A 370-nucleotide genomic window follows, 5' to 3' on the forward strand; every position below is an offset into this window, starting at 1 on the left:
CACATTTGGTTTACCGGCACGGCCTTCTGCTGCAGTTGCTCGACAAGCTGGAAGCTCATCGCAGTTCCCGGGCAAAGAAGGCCGATGCTTTTTTTAAGATATCCACATCGCCTCGCAGTTGCCGGTTTTCGGCTTCGAGCTGGCGGATACGCTGTTGCTCAGCGGTCAATGGCTTGCCGATGCCTGGCTGGCCGAGTTGTTCGGCATCAACCTGCGCGAGCCAGCGTCTCACGGCCGTCTCGCCCAGCTTCATGTCCCGACAAACCTGTCCAATGCTCAGGCCTTGGGCCCGGATCATTTCAACGACTTGCAGCTTGAAGCTCGCGTCAAAGACTCTTCGTTTTGATTTCGTCACGTTTATTTTCTCAGG

1 pseudogene is annotated in these 370 nt (G+C 55.7%); it reads right to left on the minus strand.

The window, feature by feature from the left end:
- Nucleotides 1–298: pseudogene (locus tag C5P05_RS35205) on the minus strand (transposase); the annotation flags it as partial.
- Between the last annotated feature and the right edge of the window lie 72 nt (nucleotides 299–370).

Source organism: Rhodoferax ferrireducens, from assembly GCF_003347515.1.
GTDB lineage: Bacteria > Pseudomonadota > Gammaproteobacteria > Burkholderiales > Burkholderiaceae_C > Rhodoferax.